Annotated in this window: 20 protein-coding genes; 6 read left to right on the forward strand and 14 right to left on the reverse strand. The window is 65.1% G+C overall.

The annotated features are described in order from the left end of the window. Window positions 1-3 precede the first annotated feature (3 nt). On the reverse strand, window positions 4-2,202 hold the full coding sequence (locus EV698_RS00315; RefSeq protein WP_130502198.1) for an LPS-assembly protein LptD: 2,199 nt from the start codon (window positions 2,200-2,202) through the stop codon (window positions 4-6). Window positions 2,203-2,297: 95 nt separating this feature from the next. Here EV698_RS00315 and EV698_RS00320 point away from each other — a divergent pair, with 95 nt between their 5' ends. Then, window positions 2,298-3,290 (forward strand): aminoglycoside phosphotransferase family protein, encoded by a 993-nt coding sequence (locus EV698_RS00320; RefSeq protein ID WP_130502199.1) that lies wholly within the window; start codon window positions 2,298-2,300, stop codon window positions 3,288-3,290. Next, complete coding sequence (gene murU / locus EV698_RS00325; RefSeq protein ID WP_130502200.1) at window positions 3,287-3,958, forward strand: N-acetylmuramate alpha-1-phosphate uridylyltransferase MurU; 672 nt, start codon at window positions 3,287-3,289, stop codon at window positions 3,956-3,958. The genes EV698_RS00320 and murU overlap by 4 nt, the downstream gene beginning before the upstream one ends. Here murU and lipB read toward each other — a convergent pair. From lipB to EV698_RS00375, 10 genes are read right to left on the reverse strand one after another with little or no spacing between them, the layout of a single operon-like run. Continuing rightward, complete coding sequence (lipB, locus tag EV698_RS00330; protein ID WP_207220461.1) at window positions 3,945-4,562, reverse strand: lipoyl(octanoyl) transferase LipB; 618 nt, start codon at window positions 4,560-4,562, stop codon at window positions 3,945-3,947. The two genes, murU and lipB, sit on opposite strands and share 14 nt — an antisense overlap. Further along, complete coding sequence (locus EV698_RS00335; protein WP_130502202.1) at window positions 4,562-4,837, reverse strand: YbeD family protein; 276 nt, start codon at window positions 4,835-4,837, stop codon at window positions 4,562-4,564. The genes lipB and EV698_RS00335 overlap by 1 nt, the downstream gene beginning before the upstream one ends. Then, a complete protein-coding gene (locus tag EV698_RS00340) occupies window positions 4,825-5,970 on the reverse strand; it encodes a D-alanyl-D-alanine carboxypeptidase family protein (RefSeq protein ID WP_130502203.1) in 1,146 nt (381 codons plus the stop codon). Before EV698_RS00340 ends, EV698_RS00335 begins: the two co-directional genes overlap by 13 nt. A gap of 11 nt (window positions 5,971-5,981) precedes the next feature. Further along, entirely contained in the window at window positions 5,982-6,776 is a 795-nt protein-coding gene (locus tag EV698_RS00345; protein WP_130502204.1) for a septal ring lytic transglycosylase RlpA family protein, read from the reverse strand. 1 nt (window position 6,777) lies between these two features. Further along, a complete protein-coding gene (gene mltB / locus EV698_RS00350) occupies window positions 6,778-7,782 on the reverse strand; it encodes a lytic murein transglycosylase B (protein ID WP_239016151.1) in 1,005 nt (334 codons plus the stop codon). Then, window positions 7,779-8,915 carry a rod shape-determining protein RodA gene (gene rodA, locus EV698_RS00355; RefSeq protein ID WP_130502205.1) on the reverse strand — a complete coding sequence of 379 codons (1,137 nt, stop codon included), beginning with the start codon at window positions 8,913-8,915 and terminating at the stop codon, window positions 7,779-7,781. Before rodA ends, mltB begins: the two co-directional genes overlap by 4 nt. Then, entirely contained in the window at window positions 8,890-10,746 is a 1,857-nt protein-coding gene (mrdA, locus tag EV698_RS00360) for a penicillin-binding protein 2 (protein WP_130502206.1), read from the reverse strand. The genes rodA and mrdA overlap by 26 nt, the downstream gene beginning before the upstream one ends. Window position 10,747: 1 nt before the next feature. Beyond that, window positions 10,748-11,236 carry a rod shape-determining protein MreD gene (gene mreD, locus EV698_RS00365; protein WP_130502207.1) on the reverse strand — a complete coding sequence of 163 codons (489 nt, stop codon included), beginning with the start codon at window positions 11,234-11,236 and terminating at the stop codon, window positions 10,748-10,750. After that, complete coding sequence (gene mreC / locus EV698_RS00370; RefSeq protein WP_130502208.1) at window positions 11,229-12,062, reverse strand: rod shape-determining protein MreC; 834 nt, start codon at window positions 12,060-12,062, stop codon at window positions 11,229-11,231. Before mreC ends, mreD begins: the two co-directional genes overlap by 8 nt. Window positions 12,063-12,115: 53 nt before the next feature. Beyond that, window positions 12,116-13,159 (reverse strand): rod shape-determining protein, encoded by a 1,044-nt coding sequence (locus EV698_RS00375; protein ID WP_130502209.1) that lies wholly within the window; start codon window positions 13,157-13,159, stop codon window positions 12,116-12,118. A gap of 117 nt (window positions 13,160-13,276) precedes the next feature. On the opposite strand from EV698_RS00375, the gene gatC reads away from it, so the two are divergent. The 4 genes from gatC to hslO are packed head-to-tail and all read left to right on the forward strand — an operon-like array spanning window position 13,277 to window position 17,392. Further along, window positions 13,277-13,564 carry an Asp-tRNA(Asn)/Glu-tRNA(Gln) amidotransferase subunit GatC gene (gatC, locus tag EV698_RS00380; RefSeq protein WP_130502210.1) on the forward strand — a complete coding sequence of 96 codons (288 nt, stop codon included), beginning with the start codon at window positions 13,277-13,279 and terminating at the stop codon, window positions 13,562-13,564. Window positions 13,565-13,606: 42 nt separating this feature from the next. Then, entirely contained in the window at window positions 13,607-15,064 is a 1,458-nt protein-coding gene (gene gatA / locus EV698_RS00385; RefSeq protein ID WP_130502211.1) for an Asp-tRNA(Asn)/Glu-tRNA(Gln) amidotransferase subunit GatA, read from the forward strand. Between the two features lie 6 nt (window positions 15,065-15,070). Next, the gene (gene gatB / locus EV698_RS00390) at window positions 15,071-16,504 is read left to right on the forward strand and encodes an Asp-tRNA(Asn)/Glu-tRNA(Gln) amidotransferase subunit GatB (RefSeq protein WP_130502212.1); all 1,434 of its coding nucleotides are present in this window, start codon (window positions 15,071-15,073) and stop codon (window positions 16,502-16,504) included. 6 nt (window positions 16,505-16,510) lie between these two features. Continuing rightward, entirely contained in the window at window positions 16,511-17,392 is an 882-nt protein-coding gene (gene hslO, locus EV698_RS00395) for an Hsp33 family molecular chaperone HslO (protein WP_130502213.1), read from the forward strand. Here the strand turns inward: hslO and EV698_RS00400 are convergent. Genes EV698_RS00400 through EV698_RS00410 form a run of 3 tightly spaced genes read right to left on the reverse strand, consistent with a single transcriptional unit; the run spans window position 17,380 to window position 19,245 of the window. Next, window positions 17,380-18,138: a HesA/MoeB/ThiF family protein gene (locus EV698_RS00400; protein WP_130502214.1), complete on the reverse strand. Its 759-nt coding sequence runs from the start codon at window positions 18,136-18,138 to the stop codon at window positions 17,380-17,382. The two genes, hslO and EV698_RS00400, sit on opposite strands and share 13 nt — an antisense overlap. After that, window positions 18,131-18,982, reverse strand: coding sequence for a peptide chain release factor N(5)-glutamine methyltransferase (prmC, locus tag EV698_RS00405; protein WP_207220463.1), 852 nt, complete (start codon window positions 18,980-18,982; stop codon window positions 18,131-18,133). The genes EV698_RS00400 and prmC overlap by 8 nt, the downstream gene beginning before the upstream one ends. Next, window positions 18,979-19,245, reverse strand: a complete 267-nt coding sequence (locus EV698_RS00410; protein ID WP_207220464.1) for a Trm112 family protein — start codon at window positions 19,243-19,245, stop codon at window positions 18,979-18,981. The genes prmC and EV698_RS00410 overlap by 4 nt, the downstream gene beginning before the upstream one ends. Between the last annotated feature and the right edge of the window lie 90 nt (window positions 19,246-19,335).

Below are 19,335 nucleotides of genomic sequence, written 5' to 3' on the forward strand. Positions count from 1 at the left end.
ATTTCAGCGCCTTGGGTTGTAGCCGTCGATCTCGGCGTCAAGGAAAGCCCGGATTCTATCACCGATGCCGCCCAGACCCTTGAGCTCGAGCTCCAGCATGATTTCCTGATCCAGCGAGGGTTGCCCCGGGCTCGCATCGCGCAGGCGCTCCTCGCTCACGACAAAGCGGACGGAATGGCAACAGCCCGATTGCTCAACGCCGAAGAAGCTCTCCAGTGTCTGTCGCTCCTCGAGATCCTCCCGTGTCCCCGCGAAGGCCCGCCATGCCGGGGTAACAGGGACGGCCAGGGAGGCGGTGACCTGGTTCTGCTCCGTGATGCCGTCTTCTTTTTTGCGTCTCAGGGATAGATTGACCGCTGCCTGACGATCCCCGCGCCACCGGAGCAGTGTCCGCAGTTTGTTGGTACGGGTGTTTTCCGGATCCCAGCGATAGTCGGCGTCTATCTCGAAGCCGCGCGGCAGCGACAGGCGCAGTTCAGTGATGTAATCCGACCGGTCCTGCTCCGCGCTGTCATGAAAGAAGAACGTCTGGCCAAAGGACGCGCGCAGGTACTCCCGGCCCGTGCGATCGTCGACGTATCGGGTCGTGACACCCACGCTGGCCTGCTCGGTGTGGTCGTTGTTGAATGCTGTCGCCCGGAAAAGCCGCGAGAAATTGCCGTCTGTCGAGGCGCTTCCGAAATCCGGAAGCTCGTCCTGGTCACGATCGGGCACATTGCGGTACAGGATGCGCGGCTCGAGCGTCTGGTAGACGCCCTGGAAGAGCGTGTCCGGTCGCTCGAAGAACAACCGGGCATCAGCAGTGTAGATCGGTACCGATGCACTCGGCGAATCGTCATCGCCAACGGGGTTGGTCAGATCATAACCTGAATGCTGAAACGCCACGGCGGGCTCGAAGCGGTAGGCGAGCTCGTTGACGGGCATCGAAACGCGCGGGGCGATGTTGTACTCGACACCCTGTTCTCGCGTGGCATCGTCGTTGTAGAAATCGGTCCACTCCGAGGCGATATCGAACTGGAACGGCCCCACGCCCTCGATGGGATCGTAGCCAAGCTGCACCCGCGGTCGACGCGCATAGGGGGCTCGGCGTTCGTCATCGACGCGCTGCCATGTCTGGGCGTCGATCGAGGCCAGGAATCCCCGGTCGGCCCAGGAGAGTTCCGCACGGCTCTCCATGAAGGCCGCCGAGCGGTAGTTGAAGTCGTTCCCGAAGTCGTCGTTGAACGCCATGTCACTGGTGCGTTGCTGCCGGAGTTCGCCGCGGACGGAGCGGCCGAGGCGAAGTTCATGCGTCTGATCGATGGCCCAGCGATCGTCGCCGTAGACATCGTCCGAAGGGAGGTAACTCCCGCTGATCTCGCCCTCGACCCAGTCGGAGAGATAGCGGTACTCGGTATCGAGGAGCACGCCGCGTTTCCAGTAGGAAGTGGGCGTGATGGTCGCGTCCTGATTCGGAGCGATGTTCCAGTACCAGGGCAGGGAGACCGTTGTGCCGTTGCTGTCGGAATGCCCGATCGTAGGAGCGAGCAGTCCGGTCAGCCGCTCGTCGCCCACCGGGAACTGGAGATACGGGGTGTAGAAAACCGGCAGTCGGCCGATCGAGAGTACCGCGTTGCGGGCGCGTCCCTGCCGCGTCTCGCGATTGATCTCGGCGCTGCTTGCGCTCAGGGTCCAGAACGGTTGTTCCGGCATGCAGGTACTCAGGGTGACGCCCTGGTAGCGGCTGCGGGTGGGGCCTTCGCGGATAATGCGCTCGGCACTGCCCTGGAGATGCCCGGCGGCGATACGGTAATCGCTGACTCCCTCGAACTGGCCGCGCTCCGAGGTCAGCCAGTAGCGCGCCCGCTCGGCACTGATCAGGACACCGGGGTGGCGTAACCGGATGCCGCCATCGCCCTGCACGTCGCCCACGCCCGTGTCGTAGCGCAGCCGCTCACCGCGCACGCGCTGATCGCCTTCCTGTACGCGGACATCACCACTGAATTCGTAGACTGGCGGCGAGCCGGAGACCCGCGCCTCATCGGCGCTGACGTTGATCATGCCGTTATCCGTCGATGCGGTACCGGAGGCATCGGTCATGGGCGCCAGTAGCGGCGCGCTGCACAGGGACCAGCGGCCGTCGGCCGCCGTCGCGGTCCTGGTCCAGATCAGTGCCGTTACCAGGGCGACGGCGATGAAGGGCACGGGGTGTAGTCGCGGCACGGAATCGGTTGTCCCAGTCGGTTGATAGAGCGCTTTGGAGATAGGAGCGTACCTTATAGACTTCAGGATATTCACGGTGGGGGGTGCCGGCAATCGTGGCAATCGAGCGGTTCGATCCGCGCGGCGAGCGGATGATCGAGTGGTTACGGGCGCAGGGGGTCGCGCCGATGGCTATTCATTCAATGGGGGGTGATGCCAGTAATCGCCGCTATTTCCGGTTGGATACGCCCCGCGGTACCCGCGTGGTGATGGACGCGCCGGATCAGTTCGCCGTCTGCGAGGCGTTCCGTCATGTCCGCCGGGTGATGGCGGACGCCGAACTGCATGTGCCGATTATCCACGCCGCCGATAGTGCCGCCGGTTTCATGCTCCTCGAGGATCTCGGCGACCGCGATTATCTCGGCGCCCTGCGGGACGAACCGAGGGAATCGCTGTTGACCGACGCCATTGATGCGCTGGTCCGTTTGCAGCGCCGGGCACCACCGGACTGGCTGCCGCGCTTCGATGCGTCGCGGATCGCCGGCGAGCTCGCGCTCTTCCCCGACTGGTATGTGCGCCGCCACCTGGGTATCGAGCCCGATGCCCGGTGGTGGTCGCGCTGGCACGCGGGTACCGCGGTACTCGTCGAGGAAATGGCCCGACAGTCCCGGGTCGTGGTGCATCGCGACTACATGGTGCGCAACTTGATGGTGGCCACTCCGAACCCCGGCATCATCGACTTCCAGGATGCGCTGGTGGGGCCGGTCGTCTATGACCTGGCAAGCCTGCTGCGGGATGCCTTTTTCAGTCTGGACCCGGCCGAGGAGTCGGTCTGGATCGACTACTATCGGGATCAGGCGAGGGCCGCAGAGATCATGTTGCCGGACAACCTCTCGCGGGCGATCGACCGAACGGCGGCCCAGCGACACCTCAAGGTCCTGGGGATTTTCGCCAGGCTATGCCACCGCGACCACAAACCGGGCTATATCGCCGATGCGGCCCGTTTTCTGGGTTATCTGCAGCGTGAGCTCGGGGATGATCCGCGTTGTCGTGACCTTGCGCGGCTGATTGCGGATCTGCCCTCGCCGGACGGCGGTGCCCCGGCATGAATGCAATGATCCTGGCCGCGGGGCGGGGCGAGCGTATGCGCCCGCTTAGCGATCACTGCCCGAAACCGTTGCTGAGTGTCGGCGGGCGGACGCTGCTCGACTGGCATCTCGCGCGGCTTGCCGCCAGTGGCTTCGAGCGGGTGGTCATCAATACGGCCTGGTTGGGGGATGCGATCCGTGACCACGTCGCCCGGCATGCCCCGGAGGGCCTCGAAGTCCGGCTCTCCGACGAGGGGGATCGGGCGCTCGAGACCGCCGGCGGGATTGTCCGCGCGCTGCCGTTGCTGGGATCGGATCCGTTCGTGGTGATCAACGGCGATGTCTGGAGCGACTTTGATCCGGCGATGCTGCCGACCCGGCCCGAGGGACTGGGCCACCTGGTGCTGGTGGATAACCCCGAGCATCACCCCGACGGTGATTTCCGGTTCGATGGCTATGCGGTGGTCTCCGAGGGTGGTGATGCGCCGCGGTACACCTTCGCCGGCATCGCCTGTTATCGCCCGGAGCTGTTCGCCGGTGTGCTCCCCGGTGTTGCACCGTTGGCGCCCATCCTCCATCGCGCCTGCGAGCGGCGTCAGCTGACCGGTCATCATCACGCGGGGCAATGGTGCGACGTCGGGACGCCGGCGCGCCTCGCCACCCTGGATGCCCGCCTCAGCCGGCGCTGAGCCGCGCCAGCAGCTGGTCGGTGAGGGCTTCTCCGGCGTTGGTCAGCGAGCAGTCGACGCCCAGCGAGGCCAGGTCGGTGACCGCCATGCCGGCATAACCGCAGGGGTTGATGCGCTGGAACGGCGACAGATCCATGGCGATGTTGACGGCAAGCCCGTGATAACTGCACCCGTGCCGGACCCGCAGGCCGAGTGCCGCGATCTTTGCGTCATCGACATAGACACCCGGTGCATCGGCGCGCGGCGCGGCGGTGATTCCCCGGCTGGCGAGCCAGTCGACGACGGTCTGCTCGAGCCGGGTGACCAGTGCCCGGGCACCCAACCGTCGGCGGCGCAGGTCGAGGAGGGGATAGAGAATGACCTGTCCCGGACCATGGTAAGTGACCTGGCCCCCGCGATCGGTCTGTACGAGGGGGATGTCACCGCGATCGAGGACATGCTCGTGGCGGCCGGCCTGCCCCAGCGTGAATACCGCCGGATGCTCGACCCGCCAGAGCTCATCCGTGGTGTCAGCGTCGCGCGTGTCCGTGAAGCGTCGCATCGCCGCCCAGACCGTCTCGTAGTCGCACCGGCCCCAGTCGCGGATCGCGATCGGCGCGTCCATCAGAGCGTGGCGAGCACGCTGTCGTGGGCCTTCAGCTCCCCGTAGATCGCATCGAGCTGGGCCCGGCTGCTGGCGGTAATGGTGGCGGTCACCGAGATGAAACGCCCGCCCCGGCTTTCGGCGGTGGTCAGGGTGTCGGCCGATAGCTCGGGGGCATGGCGCTGGACGATCTCGAGCACTGTCTGACGGAGTTCGTCACTGTTCCGGCCCATGGCCTTGATCGGGAAGCTGCAGGGAAAGGTCAATCCCTCGGGAGACGCTTTCAATTGATCCATAACCGCACACTATCGATGGTCCGACCCACAAAGCCGGCCTCCGGCACGGCCTCGAGGGCGATGACGGGCCGTTCCCTGACCGTTTCGCCATCGATCGAGACGGTCAGGCGGCCGATGCTGTCGCCCTTGGCGACGGGGGCCTCAAGCGGGTCGTTCAATGTGATTTGCGCATCCAGCCGGTCGTAGGTGTCGGCCGGCAGGGTGATGTAGATATCCTCGCTCACGCCCACCGGCAGCGTGTCTGCGGTCCCCTTCCACAGACGTGGGGTATCGACGGTTTCCTCGGCCCCGTAGAGGCGGTGAGTCTCGAAGAAGCGGTAGCCGTAGTTGAGCAGGGACCTTGACTGCTCGACGCGTTTTCCGGGTGTCTCCGCGCCCATCACGACTGAAATCAGCCGCATGCCATCGCGCTTGGCAGAGGTCGCCAGGCAATACTGCGCGGCCTGGGTGTAGCCGGTCTTGACGCCATCGACTGACTGATCCTGCCAGAGCATGCGATTGCGGTTGCGCTGGGTGATGTCGTTCCAGGTGAACTTGCGCTCGGAATAGAAGCGGTAGTAGTCCGGGAACTGGCTGATCAGGGCGCGTACCAGGGTCGCCGTATCCGCCGCCGACGAGTAGTGATCGTCGCCGGGCAGCCCGGTGGCATTGGTGTAGTGCGTGTTGGTCATGCCCAGCTGAGCGGCATACTGGTTCATCAGTGCGGCGAAGTTCGCCTCGCTGCCGGCGATGTGCTCGGCCAGTGCGACGCTCGCATCGTTGCCGGACTGGATGATCATGCCGCGCACCAGGTCCTCGACCGCGATCCGATTACCCACCTCGATGAACATCCGCGAGCCGGTGGCCCGCCAGGCCTTTTCGCTGACCAGGACCTGTTCGTCCATGGAGAGATCGCCCGAGCGCAGCTCGTTGAATACCACGAAGGCCGTCATCACCTTGGTAATGCTGGCCGGGTCGCGTCGGACATCGCTCTGCTCACTGGCCAGTACCCGGCCACTGTGAAAGTCCATCAACATATGCCCCTTGGCGCCCAGCTGCGGTGGATCCGGCACCGGTACCGGCTGGGACTGCGCGGCGGCGTGTCCGCCGAGCAGGAGGGTGATGACCAGAATGGCGAGTCTGAACGGCGTCATGGTGGGTGTTCTCAGTCCGATTGGCTTGGTTTGTCGGGAATGATGACATGCCCGGCGGGAAAACGGGCGCTATCGAGCTCGGCGCTGAGCCGATCGACGCTGTCGGCGTCCGGCAGGGGGCCGAGACGGACACGATGCAATCCATCCTCACCCTGTCGGATCGTGGGCGTCGCGGATAGCTCTGCGGCTCGAAGCCGCTTGGCGAGACGCTCGGCGTTGCCGGCGCTGCGGAACGCGGCCAGCTGGATCCAGTAATCGCTCTCGTTGCCGTCAGCGGGTTCCTCGGCCGGCTCGGAGGCCTCGCCGGCTGTCACCGTGCGGATCGCCACCGGTGCCGTGCCCGTGTCGAGCATCCCGAGTTTCGCCGCCGCGGCGTATGACAGATCGATGATGCGGTTGTCGGCAAACGGCCCCCGATCGTTGACCTTGACCACGATCGATCGATTGTTGTCCAAGTGCCGAACTTCTACCCAGGTGGGCAGGGGCAGGTGTTTGTGCGCAGCGGTCATGGCGTACATATCGTAGGGTTCGCCGCTCGAGGTCCGCCGGCCCTGGAACTTGCGGCCATACCATGACGCAATGCCCCGCTCGCGGTGGTCATCGGCACTGTCCATGACCCGGTAGGTGCGGCCGAAAACCTCGTAGCGTTCCGGGTTGCCATACTGGCTGAGGGGCATGTCCTGCGGCTCCGCATCGGGGATCGCCATCGGATCATCGATCACCCGCCCGGGACCGTCCTGCGGTTCGGGGGCCAGACCACTGCAGCCGGCAATCAGGAGGGTTACCAACAGGATAGGGATCCGCATCTCAGGAACCGGCTTCGCGGATGGCGTCGGCGAGCTGATGCACCGCCATGGCATACAGCGAGCTGTGATTATACCGGGTGATCGCATAGAAGTTGCGCAGCGTGACCCAGTGCCTTGCGCCGGTTTCGGCCTGCAGCTCGAGTAATCGCGCATCGAGCCCGGCGGCCAGGGGACGCTCGGGGCTCACGCCCGCCGATGCCAGCGTGGCGACCGTATCGACCGGCTCGAGTGACGGCCGCAACCGCGAGCGCCATCCGCTGCCGTCCAGCTCGGCGGGAACGGCGATGGGGGCGCCGGCCTGCCAGCCGTGGCGGGACAGGTAATGACCGACGCTGCCGATGGCGTCCGCCGGCTCCGAGAACAGGTCGCGACGGCCGTTGTCGTTGAAGTCGATGGCATAGGCGCGATAGCTGCTGCTGATGAACTGCGGGACGCCCATGGCGCCGGCGTAAGAACCGAGCGGGGTGGTCGGGTCTATGTCCTCCTCCCGGGTGAGGACGAGGAACGCCTCGAGTTCATCCCGAAAGAATTCGCCGCGCGCCGGGTAGCCGAATCCCAGCGTTCGCAGCGCATCGATCACACGATAATCCCCGGTATAGCGGCCGTAGAACGTCTCGACGCCAATGATCGCCACCACGATCTCGGCCGGCACACCGTACTGCGTTTCAACGGCCTCGAGCCATTGCTGGTGGCGCCGCCGGAATTCAAGCCCGCCGGCGATCCGTGCCTCGGTGAGGAAGATGTCGCGGTAGCGGTGCCAGGGCAATGCCTCTGCCGGACGGTTGATGGCCTCGATGATTGCCGGCTCGTACCTGGCCTCGTCGCTGATCAGTCGCTCGATCGCGTCGGCGCTCAGATCGTGGCGTTTGGCGACCCGCTCGCTGAAGGCGCGGATCGCCGTTGACTCGGCCGGATCAGCGGGTTCAGCGGCGATCCCCGGTATCGCAAGCAAAAGGCTGAGCGCAGTGGCTGATACGAGACGCAGACAGTGATGAGGCGTTTTCACGATGACCACATCCGCCGGTGGGTATGAATGGACATGAGAATACCGAAGCCTGTCAGAAGCGTCACCATGGCTGATCCACCGTAGCTGAGCAGGGGCAGCGGCAGTCCCACCACCGGAAGCACACCGGAGACCATGCCGACATTGACGAAGCAGTAGACAAAGAAGGTCAGCGACAGGCCGCCCGCGAGCAGGCGCGAGAAATTATCCTGCGCCTCGTAGGCGATCCACAGACCCCGGGCCGTGATCGCGAGGTAGAGGGCGAGTAGCGACACAACGCCGACGAAACCGAACTCCTCGGCCATTACGGCAAAGACGAAATCGGTGTGCCGCTCGGGGATGAATTCCAGATGGGCCTGGGTGCCATTCAGCCAGCCCTTGCCGTTGATGCCGCCGGATCCGATCGCGATCTGCGACTGGATGATGTTGTAGCCGGCACCGAGCGGCTCGCGTGACGGATCAAGGAAAGTCAGTACCCGCTCGCGCTGGTAGTCCTGCATGCCGAACTGCCAGAGCAGCGGCACGGCGGCGGAGGCGAGCAGCGCCAGCGCAGTGATGATCCGCCAGCGCAGCCCGCCGAGGAACAGGACGCTGGCGCCGGCGGCGCCCACGAGCACGGCGGTCCCGAGGTCGGGCTGAGCGCCGATCAGGCCGACAGGCAGGGCAATAATCAGAAGCACGATGGCGGACCGACCCAATGTGATCGGGAGGGGGGATCGCGCGATCATCCAGGCCACCAAGATGGGCAGGGCGAGCTTCATGAGCTCCGAGGGCTGAAAACCGACGATGCCCAGGTCCAGCCAGCGACGGGCCCCGCCGCCCAGCTGGCCGGCGACCAGAACGGCGATCAGTAACACGACCCCCAGAACGAAAAGCCCGGGGCCGATGCGTGCCAGTTGCCAGGGCGGGATTTGTGCGACGATCACCATCGCCGCAGCGCCGATGCCGAGCCGGATGAGGTGTCCCTGGACCGGTTCGATTCTACCGCCAAAGGCGCTGTAGAGGACGATCAGGCCGAATCCCGACAGCAGCGCAAGCAGGACCAGTAGCACGCCGTCGAGGTGCAGGGCACGCTGGAGCAGGCCTCCTGTCGCCCGGCGGGCGACCGCATTAACGCCACCGTCGGGCCAGTTCACCACCTGTCTCCTGTTGTTGTCTCCACGCGTCCATGACCTCGCGAGCGACGGGTGCCGCCGTACCGCCGCCGCTGCCGCCGTTTTCGACGAGAACGGTCACCACGAGCCCGGGCGAGGTGACGGGTGTGAAGGCCGTGAACATGGCGTGATCGCGAAAGCGTTGCTCAATCTCGTCCTCGTCGTATTCCTCGCCTTGCGGGATGTTGATTACCTGTGACGTGCCGGTTTTACCGGCGATCCGGTAATCGAGTCCTTCGTTGATGCCACGTGCCGTCCCGGAATCGCCGTGAACAACGTCCACCATGCCGTTGATCGTTGTCTGCCACAGCGTCTCGTCTTCAAGCATCAACGGCCGTGTTTTTACCGGGGAGGGTGCGGATTCATCGCCCGTATCGATCAGGTGCGGTCGGATCGGTGCGCCGCGGTTGGCGAGCATCGCGGTGGAAGTGGCCAGCTGGATCGGTGTCGCCAGCATGAATCCCTGCCCGATGCCCGTGTTGAGCGTCTCGCCCTGATACCACGGCTCTCCCAGGGTCTCGGTTTTCCACTCACGGGAGGGCATGATGCCCTGGCGTTCCCCCGGCAGATCAACGCCGCTTTCGAGGCCGAAACCGAATCGGGTCATCCAGTCGTGCATGGCGTCGATCCCCATGCGCCGGGCGAGCTCGTAATAGTAGCTATCAACGGATTCGACGATTGCCTTTTCGAGGTCGACCTCGCCATGCCCCCCCCGCTTCCAGTCACGCCACACACGGGAGACGTTGGGAAGGCGGTATGTCCCGTCACTGTAGATTTCCTCGTCGACATCGACGGCACCGGAGGCAACGCCGGCAATCCCGAGGAAGGGCTTGACCAGTGAGCCGGGCGGATAGCGCCCGGCGATCGCCCGATTGAAAAGCGGCTGATCCACATCACTTTGCAGCGCCTGGAAAGTCGCCCGGTCCAGTCCCTGACTGATCTGGTTGGGGTCGAAAGACGGCTGACTGGCAAGGGCCCGGATAGCGCCTGTTCGTGGATCGAGCGCGACAACGGCGCCGCGGCGTTCCCCCAGGGCCTGCTCGGCGACCCGCTGCAGGTCGATGTCCAGGGTAAGGGTCAGGTCTTCGCCGGGGACCGGCGGATCGCGCTCGATGACATTGATGGGACGGCCGAGGGCATTGGTCTCGATGCGCTCGGACCCCATCTCGCCACGAAGCCGGTCTTCATAGGCCTTCTCCACACCAGTCTTGCCGAGCACACTGCTACCCCGGTACCGGCGACGGTCGCGCTCGCGGAGCTCGGATTCGTTGATCCGGCCAACATAGCCCACGGCATGGGCGCCGATTGGTCCGTAGGGGTAGTGGCGGACAAGATGCGGCTGGACTTCGACACCGGGGAAACGGTGGCGATTGACTGCGATACGAGCCACGGCCCTGTCACTCAGTTGCAGCTTGAGTGGGACTGCCTGGAACCCCCGGCCGCGTCGACGGGCGTCGTTGAAGGCGTCCCGCTCCGCATCACTCACCCCGATCAACGCATCGATCTCGTCAATCAGCGCGGCGAGGTCATCAGTCCGCTCCGGCACGATCGTCAGGCGGAACGCCGGCTGGTTTTCGGCGAGGATGTGGCCGCGGTGGTCCCGGATCAGTCCGCGGGTCGGGGCAACGGCGGCGATACGGACGCGGTTGTTCTGCGACTGGGCGGCGAAATGGTCGTATTGAACCGTCTGCAGCCAGGCGATCCGGCCTGCGAGCAGCAGAAACAGGAGCGTCCCGATCACTCCGGCGGTGAGCAAGCGACCGCGGATAATCCGGCGTTCGCGGGGTTTGTCGCGCAGTGTGCCCAGGTCCATATCAGTTGACCTGAAAGCTCCGGCGCAGGAATCGCAACAGCACGAACACCGCGGGCCAGAGGAGCGTACTGGTGAGCGCGGGGAGCCAGAACTGCCAGCCCACGTTCGGGTTGTCGGTCAGTCCCCGGGTCACGAAGAGCACGCCCCGGGCCGCGCTGAGCATGACCAGTACGGTCAGTGCCTGCTGCCAGATCGGCACGCTGCGGATACGCTGATACAGCTGAATGGTCAGGTAAGCCACGATCGCGAATGCCAGGGCGTGGGAGCCGAGCGCCGTGGCCTGGAGCACGTCCTGCAGCAGTCCCGCCAGCCAGGCCACGCCAACTCCCACGCGAGCCGGGAGGGCGAGGCTCCAGTAGAGGACGACCAGCATCGCCCACTCCGGCCGATAGGCCTCGAGGACGTCCGGCAGCGGCAGGATGGTCAGCGCCAGCGCAATCACCAGGGTGAGTGCGATGAGCCAGCGTGCATGGGGGCGGGCGCTACTCACGACGGTTGCCTCCCTCCTCGATCAGCAGGACCTCCTCGACCCGCCCCAGCGCGCCGAGGGGTTTGACGTCGATGCTGGAGAAGGCCTTGCTCTCATCAATGCTGACACTTCGAACCTCGCCCACGGGGTAGCCGGCCGGGAAGCGCCCGCCCAGGCCGGAGGTTACGAGCAGGTCGCCGACCTCGATACTGGCGTTATTGGGCAGACTGGTGATGGTCAGCGTATCCGTGCGGCCGGTACCGAAGGCAACGCTTCGCAGACCATTGCGATTGACCTGCACGGGAATGCCATGACTGGGATCGCTGATCAGTCGGACGGTGGCGGTAAAAGGAGAAACGGTCTCGACCTGGCCGATTACCCCGTTGGCGTCAATGACCGGCTGCCCGGCGGTGATGCTGTCACGCAGTCCCTTGTTGATCTGGATCAGATGGTTGAATGGATCGAGGTCGACCGCCGTGAGCTCGGCAATGACCACCGGACGCTCGAGCTCGTAGGACGAATCGAGCAGGCTGCGCAGGCGAATGTTCTCGACCTCCAGGGCGTCGAGGCGCTGGAGCCGGGCCTGGTAGACCTGCTGCCGATCTTTCAACCGCTGATTTTCCTGGATCAGTTCACGACGGCTGGTGGTTATCTCGGTGGCTAGCTGGCCTACCCGGTCGGGGAAGGAGGCGATGAAGCGGATCGGCTGCGCGATGGCCGACAGGCTGTCCTGGATCGGTTCCAGAAGCCCGTCGCGGTGGTCGACGAGCAGGAGCCCGAACGACATAACGGCGACGAGGACGAATCGGGCAGTGACGGATGGCGCCTGTGAGAAAAGCGGTTTAATGGTCTTGCAGCCTCCGGCGTGAAGCCCTCCCGGTCATGTGAGCCTGAACGGTATTACTCGCTGGTGAAAAGGTCCGCGCCCTTCTCGTCCATGAGCTCGAGCGCCCGGCCGCCGCCGCGGGCGACCGAGGTCAGCGGTTCCTCGGCGATGACGACCGGCAGGCCGGTTTCCTCCATGAGCAACCGGTCGATATTGCGGAGCAGAGCGCCACCGCCAGTAATGACGATCCCCCGTTCGGCGACATCCGCCCCCAGCTCCGGTGGTGTCTGTTCGAGGGCGGTGGTGACCGCGCCGACAATCCCCGAGAGCGGCTCCTGAAGGGCTTCGAGGATCTCGTTACTGTTCAGTGTAAAGCTGCGCGGGATGCCCTGCGCGAGGTTGCGCCCCTTGATCTCGAGCTCGCGAACCTCGTTGCCCGGGAAGGCCTGGCCGATCTCGTGCTTGATCCGCTCCGCCGTCGATTCGCCGATGAGGATGCCGTAATTGCGGCGAACGTAATTGACGATGGCCTCGTCGAAGCGGTCGCCGCCAATACGCACGGAGGCCGAGTAGACGATGCCATTCAACGAGACTACGGCAACTTCCGAGGTGCCGCCGCCGATATCCAGCACCATCGAGCCCCGGGCCTCGCCAACCGGCATGTCGGCGCCAATCGCGGCGGCCATGGGTTCCTCGATCAGAAATACCTCGCGAGCCCCCGCGCCGGCGGCCGATTCACGGATCGCACGGCGCTCCACCTGGGTCGATCCGACAGGCACGCAGACGAGGACCCGCGGGCTGGGCCGGAAGAAGCGGGCCTCGTGCACTTTCTTGATGAAGTGCTGGAGCATTTTCTCGGTGACGGTGAAATCGGCGATCACGCCGTCCTTGAGTGGGCGTATCGCCTTGATTGTCCCCGGTGTTCGACCGAGCATCAGTTTGGCCTCGCGGCCGACCGCGGCGATGGTCTTGGGGCCGCCGTCGCGATCCTGCCGGATGGCGACGACCGAGGGTTCGTTGAGCAGGATCGACTGCCCGCGGGAGTAAATCAGGGTGTTGGCCGTACCCAGATCGATCGAAAGATCATTGGAGAAAATACCCCGTATGCCCTTGAACATGAAGAAATCCAGACGAGTTGAAAAGACGCATCAATCTATCAACCGGCGGGGGTTTGGGCAAGGTAGGCCCTGTGGTAGTTTTAGAGGCTTAATGATCAAGCCGTCAGGAAATCCGACATGCCCATCAGTGCCAATGAAGTTGCCCAGATCGCGCATCTGGCCCGACTGGCGGTAAGTGCCGAGGACAGCGAGACGCATGCCCGCAATCTCTCCGAGATCCTCGATTTCGTTGAACAGCTGGGCACCGTTGATACCGAGGGCGTCGATCCACTCGCCCATCCCCTGGAGATGACCCAGCGCCTTCGAACGGATGAGCCCTCCGAGCCGGATGAGCGCGAGCGTTTCCAGGCCATTGCCCCGGCCACCGAGGACGGCTATTACCTCGTCCCCCGCGTTATCGAATAATCACCGGCCCGATAGGGCTATGGCTCAGGATTCCGACTCACTATGCATGACCGCACCATTGCTGAACTCGGTAGGGCGCTCGAACAGGGGGAATGCTCCAGCGTCGAGCTGACCCGTGCCACGCTCGAGCGGATCGAGCAGGCCGCCGATCTCAACGCCTTCATCACCCTCACGCCCGATTCGGCGCTGGCCGAGGCCGAGGCCGCAGATGCGGCCAGGGCGCGTGGCGAGGCGGGTCCGCTGACCGGCATCCCGATCGCGCACAAGGATATTTTCTGCACCCGCGGGGTGCGCACCAGCTGTGGCAGCCGAATGCTCGAGGGCTTTGTTCCCCCGTACGACGCCTTCGTGGTGGAGCAGCTCCGGGCGGCCGGTGCCGTGACCGTCGGCAAGACCAACATGGACGAGTTCGCCATGGGGTCGTCCAACGAGACGAGCTTTTTCGGTCCGGTGAAAAATCCCTGGGATCGCAAGGCGGTGCCCGGTGGGTCGTCGGGCGGGTCGGCGGCGGCCGTTGCCTCGGGGCTGGTGCCGGCGGCGACGGGCACGGATACGGGCGGCTCGATTCGCCAGCCCGCGGCGCTAACGGGGATCAGCGGCCTCAAGCCCACCTACGGGCGGGTGTCGCGCTACGGCATCGTCGCCTTTGCGTCGAGCCTCGATCAGGCCGGGCCGATGGCCTCGAGCGCCGAGGATCTGGCGATCATGCTGCGGGGCATGGCCGGATTCGATCGCCGCGACTCCACTTGCGTCGATCGCGCTGTACCGGATTACCGGGCCGCGCTGGCGCAGACCGATGTGCGGGGACTGCGAGTGGGTCTGCCGAAAGAGTTCATCGAGGCGGACGGCGTGGATGCCGAGGTCTCGAGCGCGGTGACCGCCGCGACGGAGGCGCTGCGCGAGGCCGGCGCCGAGGTGCGTGAGATCTCGCTGCCCAACGCCGGCATGGCGGTGCCGGTCTACTATGTAATCGCTCCCGCCGAGGCCTCGTCCAACCTGTCGCGTTTCGATGGCGTGCGCTACGGCTATCGCTGTGACAGTCCAGCGGATCTGGAAGATCTCTACAAGCGCAGTCGCGGCGAGGGCTTCGGGGAGGAGGTCAAGCGCCGCATCATGGTGGGGACATACGCCCTGTCGGCGGGTTATTACGACGCCTACTATCGCAAAGCGCAGCAGGTACGGCGGCTGGTCCAGCAGGATTTCGCGCGGGCTTTCGAGTCGGTGGACGTGATCGCCGGCCCGACGTCGCCATCCACGGCCTTTCCGCTGGGGTCGAAGGCGGATGATCCGGTGCAGATGTATCTGTCGGATATCTTTACGATCGCGGTGAATCTGGCCGGGCTGCCGGCGCTGTCGATCCCTGCCGGATTCGGTGACGGTCGGCCGGTCGGTCTGCAGCTGATCGGCAATCATTTCGAGGAGGGGCGCCTGCTTGGCGCTGCCCACGGGTACCAGCAGCTCACGGACTGGCACCGGCAGCGGCCGTCGGTGGAGGGGTAGCAGAACATGCAATGGGAAACAGTGATCGGGCTCGAGCTGCACGCGCAGCTCGCCACCCGCACCAAGATATTCTCGGGCGCGCCGACGGCGTATGGCGCCGAAGCCAACCGCCAGGCCGCGGCCATCGACCTGGGCATGCCGGGCATGCTGCCCGTTCTCAATGAGCGCGCGGTGCGCTTCGCCGTTCGCCTGGGCCTGGCGCTGGATGCGGATGTTGCCGGTCGGTCGGTGTTCGCGCGCAAGAATTACTTCTACCCCGATCTACCCAAGGGGTATCAGATCTCGCAGTACGAGTTACCGGTGGTTGGTACCGGCCATCTCGACATCGATCCCGAGGATGGCCCGCGCAAGCGGGTGGGTGTCACCCGGGCGCATCTCGAGGAGGACGCCGGCAAGAGCCTGCATGAAGGCTTCGCGAGGATGACCGGCATCGACCTCAACCGTGCCGGGACTCCGCTGCTGGAGATCGTCTCGGAGCCGGAGCTGCGGACCGCGAAAGAGGCGGTTGCCTACATGAAGAAAATGCACTCACTGGTGCGCTATCTGGGCATCTGTGACGGCAACATGCAGGAGGGCAGCTTTCGCTGTGACGCCAACGTATCGGTACGGCCGGTCGGCCAGACCGAGTTCGGGACCCGCGCAGAACTCAAGAACCTCAATTCGTTTCGCTTTGTCGAGCGGGCAATCAACTACGAGATCGAGCGCCAGATCGAATTGATCGAGGACGGCGGCCAGGTGATCCAGGAGACCCGGCTTTTCGATCCGGACCGGGGCGAGACCCGTTCGATGCGGGGCAAGGAAGAGGCCCATGATTACCGCTACTTCCCCGATCCCGACCTCCTGCCACTGGAGATTACCACCGCGTTCATCGACGAGGTGCGCGCCGAGCTGCCGGAGCTCCCCGATGCCAAGTCCGCGCGCTTCCAGCAGGACTATGGCCTGTCCGGCTACGACGCTGGCGTGCTGACCGGCTCGCGCGAGCTGGCGGACTACTTCGAGGCCGTGGTTGCGACCGCTGGTGATGCCAAGCTGTCTGCCAACTGGGTCATGGGTGAGCTGTCGGGAGCGCTGAACAAGGCGAGCCTGGATATTACCCAGAGCCCGGTCGACGCCGCGACACTCGCGGGTCTGCTCGAGCGAATCCGTGACGAGACTATCTCGGGAAAAATCGCCAAGGAGGTCTTCGAGGCGATATGGGATGGCGAGGGCGATGCCGATACGGTCATCAGCGCGCGCGGCCTCCGGCAGGTCACCGACAACTCTGCCATCGAGGCGATGGTGGATGAGGCGATCGCTGCCAACCCGGAGCAACTCGAGCAGTACCGTGCCGGCAAGACGAAACTGATGGGTTTTTTTGTGGGTCAGGTGATGAAGGCCTCGGGCGGTAAGGCGAACCCGCAACAGGTCAATGAGATCCTCAAACGGCGTCTGGATGGTTGATGCCCCATGACTGATCGGCTCCATCGGTTCCTCTTCGAGCATGCCGACGTACGCGGCGAAGTCGTCCAGCTGGACGAGGCCTTCACCGAGATCACCCGGCGGGCGGAGTACGATCCGGCCGTGGATCGGCTGATCGGCGAGGGGCTCGCGGCCGTGGCGTTGCTGGCGGCGACGCTCAAGTATCCCTGCGACCTGACCCTGCAGCTACAGGCCGGCGGTCCGCTCCGCCTTCTGCTGGTTCAGGCGGGTAGCGACGGCTCACTGCGGGCGATGGCGCGGACCAGCGATACGGTCCCGGTGGACGTGCCGCTCGACACCCAGGCCGCCGGCGGGACGCTCGCGATCACCATCGATCCGGAATCGGACGCCGATCGCTACCAGGGGGTGGTGGATCTCGCCGGGGGCAGTCTCGGCGCTGCGCTGGAGCATTACTTCCGCGAGTCCGAACAGCTCGCGACCCGAGTCTGGCTGTCCGCCCACGAGGGTCGCGCCGCCGGCATGCTGATCCAGCGTTTGCCGGCGAGTGATGCCGCCGGTGGCGATGCCGATGCCTGGGCACGGGCGGATCAGCTGGCGGCGACGATTACCGGGCCGGAACTGCGTGAGCTGGCGCCCGGCGAAGTCATCCGCCGCCTGTTCCACGAAGAGGATCTCCGCATTTTCGACCCCATGCCGTTCCGATTCCGCTGTCGGTGCTCGCGCGAACGGGTCGCGGCGATGCTCGAGGGGCTCGGTGAGCAGGAGATGCGGGATACGCTCGAAGCAGAAGGGCAGGTCGAGGTGCGCTGCGATTTCTGTAACGAGCCGTATCGTTTCGATGCCGTCGATGTCGAGGCGATGTTTACCGATCCGGCCAACCGGTCACCGGACAGCAGTCAGTCGCACTGACCCGCGTCGGGGCCGCAGACAGGGCAGGCCGGATCGCGACGTAGGCCGATCCGGCGCCAGCGCTGGGTGAGGGCATCCACGCTGAGGAGCCGGTGGTTGAGTGGCTCGCCCAGTCCGGTCAACACCTTGATGGCTTCAACCGCCTGAAGACTGCCGATCACGCCCGGCATGGGTCCAAGTACGCCATTCTCGCTGCAGCTGACGGCTTCCTCGCCGGTGTCTGGGTAGACGCAGTGGTAGCAGGGACCGCCGAGGTCGGGTCGGAATACGGCGACCTGACCGTCCATGCCGATCACGGCGCCGGAGACCAGGGGCTTTCGACTGCCAACGCAGGCGGCATTCACCGCGAAGCGGGTGGCGAAGTTGTCGGAGCCATCAATGACGAGGTCCACGGCATCAACGATCGCCGGCAGGTTATCCGCGGTCAGCGGCTGGTTAACCGGCTCGACCGTTACCTCGGGATTGATATCGGCGAGCCGCTCGCGGGCGGAATCGGTTTTCAGTCGGCCCACGTCCGATGTGCCATGCAGGATCTGGCGTTGCAGGTTGGTAAGCGCCACCCGGTCGAAGTCGGCCACCTTGAGATGGCCGACACCCGCCGCCGCGAGGTAGAGGGCAACGGCGGAACCCAGTCCGCCGGCCCCGACCAGCAGCACGCGGCTTGCCAGCAACCGCTCCTGACCGGCGAGGTCCAGGCCCGGCACCATGATCTGGCGGCTGTAGCGAATCAGCTGTTCGTCATTCATCGCGCGGATATCCCAGCCGGCCGCCACTGACCCGTTCATGGCCGGCCAGATCCAGGCGTGTCTCAATGGCCTCGAACCCGTGCGCTGCGAGGCAATCACGGACGGCGGGCCCCTGGCGAAAGCCATGCTCGACCCAGAGCCGCCCGGTCGGCTCCAGATGATCGGGTGCACCGGCGATGATGGTCCGCAATGCAGCCAGGCCGTCTTCCTCCGCCCTTAGTGCAATCCGCGGTTCGAAGCGGGCATCGTCCTGGTCCGGTTCCGGTTCCTGTTCGCCGATATAGGGCGGGTTGGCAACAATCAGGTTATAACGCGGCCCCGAGACCGGTTCGTACCAGTCACCGCGTAGAAAGCGTATGCCCTCCACGCCGAGAATGGCCGCATTCTGCGTGGCGACCGTCAATGCCTCGGCCGAGCAGTCGGTGGCGTCGACGCTGGCGGCGGGCCAGGCCCGGGCCAGTGCGATGGCGATACAGCCGCTGCCCGTGCCCAGCTCGAGTACCCGGGCCGCCGGTGTTTCGAGCGCCGCTTCCACCAGATGCTCGGTCTCCGGGCGCGGGATCAGCACCGCGGGTGTCACCACCAGATCGAAATCGAGAAATCCCCGCCGGCCCAGCAGATAGGCAACAGGCTCACCCCGGTAGCGGCGCTGTAGCAGGGCGCGAAAGCGCCGCCAGGCGGTCTCCGTCATCCAGTCTTCGGGATGGGCGCGGCGCCGGGCGTTGTTCAGCCCGGTCGCAGCGGTGAGCAGCCAGTCCACGTCGATCTCGGCATCGCTCCGGGCGGCCGCGAGCAACTCCACGCCCCGTCGCTGAGCCTCGCCGAGGGTGATGCCGTCGCTCACTTCAGATCGGCGGCGCGCAGGTTGATGGCTCGCTCCTCGAGCATCACGGGAATGCCGTCATCGACCCGGTAGACACGCTCCTCGTTGGCGGTGATCAGCCCCTCCTCGAGGGGCGTCTCCACGGGAGAGTCGTCCTGGTAGTGAACGCCGCCTTCGGCAATGCGCTCGTTGAGGCTTTTGAGTCTGTGGCGCTCGAGTATGTGGACCGGTTGTTTGGTAACCGGGCAGCAAAGAATGTCGAGTAATTTGCGATCGATGGCCATGGCGATAAAACCTGTACAAATGATCTCGAAGGATAGCAGACTGCGTTCCGGGCGACGCCCTCCATGGAGAAAATCCGGGCCGCGGGCTAC

This window comes from Spiribacter vilamensis, from assembly GCF_004217415.1.
Lineage (GTDB): Bacteria > Pseudomonadota > Gammaproteobacteria > Nitrococcales > Nitrococcaceae > Spiribacter > Spiribacter vilamensis.